This is a genomic window from Stieleria mannarensis (genome assembly GCF_014154935.1).
Classification (GTDB): domain Bacteria; phylum Planctomycetota; class Planctomycetia; order Pirellulales; family Pirellulaceae; genus Stieleria; species Stieleria mannarensis.
Genome location: NZ_JACEHH010000079.1, coordinates 24,052 through 30,316 on the forward strand (window position 1 = coordinate 24,052; position 6,265 = coordinate 30,316).

Annotated in this window: 6 protein-coding genes; 2 read left to right on the top strand and 4 right to left on the bottom strand. The window is 59.3% G+C overall.

What is annotated here, in order from left to right; translation table 11 throughout:
* Nucleotides 1-195: 195 nt before the first annotated feature.
* The 4 genes from H1B37_RS30805 to H1B37_RS30820 form a co-directional block, all read right to left on the bottom strand.
* Nucleotides 196-1,449 carry an NRAMP family divalent metal transporter gene (locus H1B37_RS30805; protein WP_182871129.1) on the bottom strand — a complete coding sequence of 418 codons (1,254 nt, stop codon included), beginning with the start codon at nucleotides 1,447-1,449 and terminating at the stop codon, nucleotides 196-198.
* Between the two features lie 206 nt (nucleotides 1,450-1,655).
* Complete coding sequence (locus H1B37_RS30810; protein WP_182871130.1) at nucleotides 1,656-2,699, bottom strand: hypothetical protein; 1,044 nt, start codon at nucleotides 2,697-2,699, stop codon at nucleotides 1,656-1,658.
* A gap of 473 nt (nucleotides 2,700-3,172) precedes the next feature.
* Nucleotides 3,173-3,760 carry a hypothetical protein gene (locus H1B37_RS30815; RefSeq protein WP_182871131.1) on the bottom strand — a complete coding sequence of 196 codons (588 nt, stop codon included), beginning with the start codon at nucleotides 3,758-3,760 and terminating at the stop codon, nucleotides 3,173-3,175.
* Nucleotides 3,761-3,956: 196 nt separating this feature from the next.
* Entirely contained in the window at nucleotides 3,957-4,826 is an 870-nt protein-coding gene (locus H1B37_RS30820) for a hypothetical protein (RefSeq protein WP_182871132.1), read from the bottom strand.
* Nucleotides 4,827-4,893: 67 nt separating this feature from the next.
* Here H1B37_RS30820 and H1B37_RS30825 point away from each other — a divergent pair, with 67 nt between their 5' ends.
* Together H1B37_RS30825 and H1B37_RS30830 are read left to right on the top strand one after the other, a co-directional pair.
* Nucleotides 4,894-5,289 (top strand): GNAT family N-acetyltransferase, encoded by a 396-nt coding sequence (locus H1B37_RS30825; protein ID WP_182871133.1) that lies wholly within the window; start codon nucleotides 4,894-4,896, stop codon nucleotides 5,287-5,289.
* Between the two features lie 146 nt (nucleotides 5,290-5,435).
* Nucleotides 5,436-6,245, top strand: coding sequence for a hypothetical protein (locus tag H1B37_RS30830; RefSeq protein ID WP_182871134.1), 810 nt, complete (start codon nucleotides 5,436-5,438; stop codon nucleotides 6,243-6,245).
* Nucleotides 6,246-6,265: the final 20 nt, after the last annotated feature.

The following is a 6,265-nucleotide window of genomic DNA, read 5'->3' on the forward strand; positions in this document are numbered from 1 at the left end:
GGCGACACAGTCGCCGTCCTCTCCGAGGTCGGCGCGGGGCAAAGCTTCGCTTTTTCGCGCTCGCCGAGTTCGGAGAACACGGCGACTTTCTGCGACCGCCGAGTTCGGAGAACACGGCGACTTTCTGCGACCGCCGAGTTCGGAGAACACGGCGACTCTCCAAACGCAACGCGAAATCCCGCCACTGACAGAGCACTATCCCACTTCCTTCACCGCCGGCGGGTTCAGTTTTTCGTAGACCTTATTCGCGGTCAGGCAGGCTAACCCACAGGACACCAGAAAACCGATCACCGCCAGCGTGATGATCCACCGCGGGACCTTGCGCGGCCCGGTCAGTTCCGCGCGGGTGCCCAGATAAATCAATGCGGCGGCCAGAGCGGGAATCCCCAGCACGGTGCAGGCCTGGGCGATCGTGATCAAGTGAACCGTGCTGCCTTCGCGGGCCAGCGACGCGATCGCCACCCCCATTCCGACCAACAACGCAGCGGTGGTCAGGTGCAACGGCCACTTGTCGTCCAGTTTGGCGCCTTTGCCCAACGAATCGGACATCACCGTCCCGCCGATCAAGGCGTTGACCAGGAACGAGCTGAGCGCGCCGGCCAGAATCCCGGTACAGAAAATCAGTTTTGCCGACGCCCCGAACAGCGGTTCCAATTGCCGCGCGACATCGCCGACCGAGGCCAGCGCCGCGGCATTCGGGTTGCCATAAAACACCCGCCACGATGTCACCAAGATCATCGACGTGATCAATCCCAGCACTGTCATGCTGACGATCGAATCGATCAGCCCCTGGCGCACCTGACCAATCCCCCAGCCTTTCTCTTTGACCAAATACGCTTGGTAAAACGCGCCGCCGACCGAGAACGTTGTCCCGATCATGCCCAACAGGGCGAACAAGTCCGGCGACGCTTCCGGCACGACACGCTCGAAATCCGGTGGGCTGATAAAGATGACGACAAAATTGAACAGGAACGCCAGCGTCATCATGCCGATCAGCAATTTCATCAGCCCCTCGACGCTGCGGTATAGGTTCTTCAACAGGTACAAACTGGAGATCACCAGGCCGTTGACGATCAACAGAACCAACGTCCGTGCGACCAGCGGCAACGGTGCATCACCAAACATCGGTTCCACGCCGCCGATCAATGCGATGTTGTTGGAGGATTGAAAAAACGCAACCAGCGTGAACAGCGTCAACCCGATCGCCACCGACACCGGGCGTCCCAACCGACTGGCCAATTCGTCACAGGGACTGTTTTGATAGACCGCACCCAGGCGAGCCGACAACGCCACCATCGCGATCATCAACACTGTCGCCCCCAAGACGACCGGCAGACCGAGTAATCCCAACGACGCGCCGACTTTGGAACTGGTCAATATCGAACCCGGGCCGAGCACCACGGCCGCCACAATGATCGCCGGACCGATGGCCTGTAAAATTCGTTTCATGGTTATATTTGGATGAGATGTCGATTGGCTAACCGGTTCGCGAATACGCCGATGTAGCTACGCTCACCAGAGCGCCGAAAAAGCGAGGGGGGGAACACCGGGGACCACCTTCTGGCGAAGGTAGCTACGTTTGAGCGGCGAAAGACGCCGAATCGTGTGCAACACAACGTGATTCGTCTGCCTGAACCGGGCAAAGATCAATTCTCTCAATCGGGCGAATCGATCTCCAAATCCGCCATGTAAATCGCCGTGATCGCGTTGCCCGATTCGTCCTTCTCGTGGGACGAATACCACGACATGATCGCCTTGGTCGGGCTGAGCGCGATCAAGCCGGGATAGGAGTTGTCGCCGCCGCTGGGAAGCTCGGCAAATTCGTGCAACCGATCATCGACCAACCAGCACATCGACGTTTTAGGGCCATTGCCGCCGATCGACTTCCGCCCCCCGACGACATAACGCTCGCCCCAGCGAGCGATCAGCGGTCCGCCGATGTAGCGATCCAATTCCCGACGATCCCATTGCTGATACGGTGGCTCCGAACGCAACAATTGCGCCTTGTCGCCGCCGCGTCGTCCGATCCCGATCACGCTTCCGTCGCTTTCGAACAGAAAGGCCGTCTCGTCGCCCTTGACTTTCTGAAAGACGGCCCGTTTGCGCCAGATCAATCCGTCGTCGCTTTCCAGCATCAACGACTCGACCGTGTGACCCTCGCCCCGCGGCCCCACTTCGAAATCGGCTTTTCGCCGGCCGCACAGGTACGCCGTGTCGCCATGCGCTGCCGCCCGCCAGATGTAGTGGCCGAAGGTGCCTTCCAGCAACGTGGGGCCATGCCAGTTCTGGCCATCTTCGCTCCAGACGGCATAGCCCAAGTGCAGGTTGAGGTCGTAGTCCTTGACCGGGATCGTCGTTTCACCGCTGTACCAAGTGCCGGTGTAGACGAACAGTTTGTCTTGAAAGACCAGGAAGTGCGGATCGCGTGTGTCGCGGTGTTTGACGCTGAACTGATGGACTTGATGCCACTGGCGGGCATCGTCGCTGGCCAAGATGATGACCGACGCCGTGGGGTGCACCATGTGCCCATCGGGGCAGCTGCGAAACGCGAGGTAATACTTGCCACGAAACTTGACCAGATCCGTGAACGCGTTGTGCTGGCCGTTGTGGAAGACGCGGCGGAGATTGGAGACCGTCACTTCCGGCGGTTCGTCGGCGTGGCCGGACTGGGCACCGAGCGTCAGTGCCAACGTCAGCATCAGGGAGTGGGAGATGAGCCGCCGTGTCAAACGGGTTGTCGTCGCTACCAAGATAGATCCTGTCTGATTCCGAGGTGGGACCGAGCGAGACGCCGGCGGCGATCGATCGGCAGAGGAAATTTGGGGGGGCTGTAGTGTAGCGGGTTTCGAGATGCTACGGAGAGATTGGCAAAACGATGGGGGCAAAACGATTCAAGGGCATAGGCATCAAGTCAAGGCCTCGAGCGTTAAGCAATTGAAGTCACCCTCCCTCTGGGAGGGGCGCGGAGGAGTGTGCGACGACGCGGGGAGGGTTCGTTGTGGCTCGAAAGCACTCAAACACCACCAATCGACCCTCCCCTCGCTACGCTCGACCCTCCTTTCCAGGGAGGGTTAATCCCTAACTTGGCGCCTGGCGGCAAGACGATTGTCAGAGGGAGGGAAGGCAGAATCATACGGGGCAGAATGATGGCCGGGGAGAAGCCACCAGCGCACTAGCGCAAACGCGGCAATTCGATCGTGGGAAACTCGGCCGACAAGGACGCGGGGGTCAGCGGCGGCATCGGCTGGAATCCCAGCCGCGCCAGGTCTTCGCGGCCCAGGGCACAGGCCTTCTCCAGCACATAGTACTGATTGAAGTCCGCGATGGTGTGGTTGATCGCGTCGAGGTCGAACCGATCCAGATAGCCCGTCCAGTCACGATTGAATCGATCAACCGATCGGGCGAGTTCGCGAAGCGGTCGATCGATCGGTACGGCCCACAGACCTTGATTGGCCCAGGCAGGCGGCTGGGTGTCTGCATTGATGGATCCATGCAGCGACGCATAGACCCGCCACTGGTCAGGCACAGCCAGCCGCGACGACAGTCTGGACCAATCGCCGTCGATCATGGTCGCGAGTTTGCGGAGGTGCATTCGTGGACCGCTCAGCAGCGATTGCCGATGCGTCTGGCAGGTCCAACGCACCTGCTCGATCGCCGCGTCCAGCCGCCGACGACGCGTGATGAACGCCGGTTCCTCGCCTTGCTCGGCCAGCATCCGGACAAATTCTTCGCGTGAACCTTCGTAATCGCGCTCCGGCATCGACTCGGCCCTGTTCCGCCTTGGGACATCGATTGGATCAGTGACGGAGTTGATCGTAGCGGAAGTCGCCAAGACTTTCACAAGCCGCGCGCCCTCACTGACGTTTGCTTGTTGCGCAAACGCCGTCTCTTCCTGAGGGAGTGGATCTAAATTGGATGCCAAATCGCGCGAAAATCGAATCGACGTCCCTCGGCGGCTACTCGTTTGCCGTCTCCGCCGCTTCGGCTTCCGCCGTTTCGCTTTCCTCGGTCGCCGCATCTTCCGCCGCATCGGCTTCGGGGGAATCGGCTTCGGGCGAATCGGCTTCGGGGGCGTCCTCGGTCGCCGCGGCTTCCGAGGAGGTTTCTTCCCCGGTTTCCATCATCGGGTTTGTTTTCACGCCGCCTTCGTCACCGCGTTTGACACGCAGGATGAATTTGTCATCCTCGACCCGAATGTCTTCGAATTGGCTCATGAACTTCGCATTTTCGGGGTCCTTGTAGACCTCTTTGGCCAAGTTCTCCTGCCTCAGCCCTTCCATGAACTGTTCGGGCACCGATTCACCGTTGACCTCCGCCTGATCCACGGTGACGATCAGTACGCCGCCGTCCATGGAGACGTCGAAGGTTGCCGAACCGTTGAAATAGCGGCCCTTGCCCATCGGCAGCTTGTCCAGCGGAAAACTCACGTCACCTTCGACTTGATCGTTCTCGATCTTGACAAAGACCTTGCCCTTCAGGTCTTCGTTGCTGCTGATCAACGCGTTGATGTCGTCGGCGGTCAAGATCAGGTCCTCTTCCGGGGTTTCGCCGGCGTCCAGCTTTTCCCGGAACGAATCGACACGCGCGTCCAGCTTGGCCAGTTCTTCCTCGGAATACTCGACGGTCGGCAGTTGCACCGGTGTGTCGGAGGTGTACTTGGCGATCTGGTTGCTGAGGAACCAATAGCCGCCGAATCCGGCACACAAGATCGACCCGATGAACAATCCGCCGGCGATCAAACAGCCCCACAAACAACCGTTGCCCGATCCGGAACTCTGCGGCGGAGGCTCACTTCCTGGAGTCTGGGGTTCGACAAAGTTTGCCATTTCAGTTTGTCCTTGTACCTAAAAAGCGCGGGTCGGGCGGCGGAGATTCGTCTATTCTGGCGGATTCTTGGCTGCGTCGGGGCGCCAAAAACGACTCAGTGATTTTCAAATATACGTTACGCGCACGATGAACGTCTATCGAACCGGTCCACCGACCGTGCGGCTTTCCATGCGCGCGATGACCGTCAATGATGCGGATGCCTTTCTCGCCCTCTGCGGGAACCCGCAGGTCATGCGATACACGCACGAGCCGCTGACCGAATCGCTCGATCAGGCGAGGGAGTCACTGCGCTGCTACCCGGATTTCGATGATGTCGGATTCGGTCGCTGGGGATGCTACCTCAATGAAACCGGACAAATGATCGGCTTTTGTGGTCTCAAACGATTGCCCGATCTCGCAGAAGTCGATGTCGGCTTCCGATCAAGGCCTCAGAGTGTTGCGGTACGGCATCGGGCGCGCTGATTTCAAAGTCTAGTAGTCCGCACGAGGTGGCGTTGTCCGCAGGCATAAATTGCTTGACGCGATAGACGCTGCGTCTTAAGTTGGCGTCTGCGTGTCAATCAAGACGGCTTCGGGATCCGGCTCAATCGACGACAAGAAGGTGACCTATGCGAGTTTTCTGTGCCATGGTTTGGGTGGCGGTTTCCTGTGTCGCTTGGGGGCAAGAATCGACCGAAGAGCAAGCCCGGCGTGCGATCGAATTGGCGAAGGCGGAAGCGGAAGCGTTGGAGTTGTTCATCAATTCGCAAGAATTGAAACGTGAACCGGAGCCGCTCTTGCGTTGGACCAATCCGGTCTCGGGACAGATTTACGGCGATGTCTACATTTGGACGTTGGACGGTCGGCCCGAGGCGATCGCATCGATCTACAAGTGGTTTTCGCCCCACACCCATTTGGCGACCGAACTGCAATCGCTCAGTGAATCGGCGCTGACGATGACGCGGTATGGATCACGTGCCTGGTCGACCGGCAAGGGGCTGGAGATGAAGTTGTTGGCCGACGCCCCCCATCCCGGCGAGCGTGCCTTCCAACGTTCGCGACAGATGCACGCGATCGCGGAAGAATTCGTCGCCAAAGCGGAAGACCGAAGCGACGCCACATCGACCTGGAATTTGCGTCGCTTGCCCAAACCGATCTTTCGCTACCAAAGTGAGAAACGAGGCATCGTCGACGGCGCCATGTTCGCCTTTTGCCAGGGCAACACGAACAACCCGGAAGTCTTGTTGTTGCTGGAGGCCCGAGATACAGGGGGCCAATTGCGTTGGCATTACGGACTGGGGAGACAGAACAGTCTGCGCTTTACCGTCCAGCGAAAGAATGAAGTCGTCTGGGACGTTCCCAAGTTGGCTCCCCCGTGGCCGGCCGTCACCGACCCCAGCAAACCCTACCTGGTGATCAAAAGTCAGACGGGGAGTTAGTTTGGGAAGGTGACTTCCAC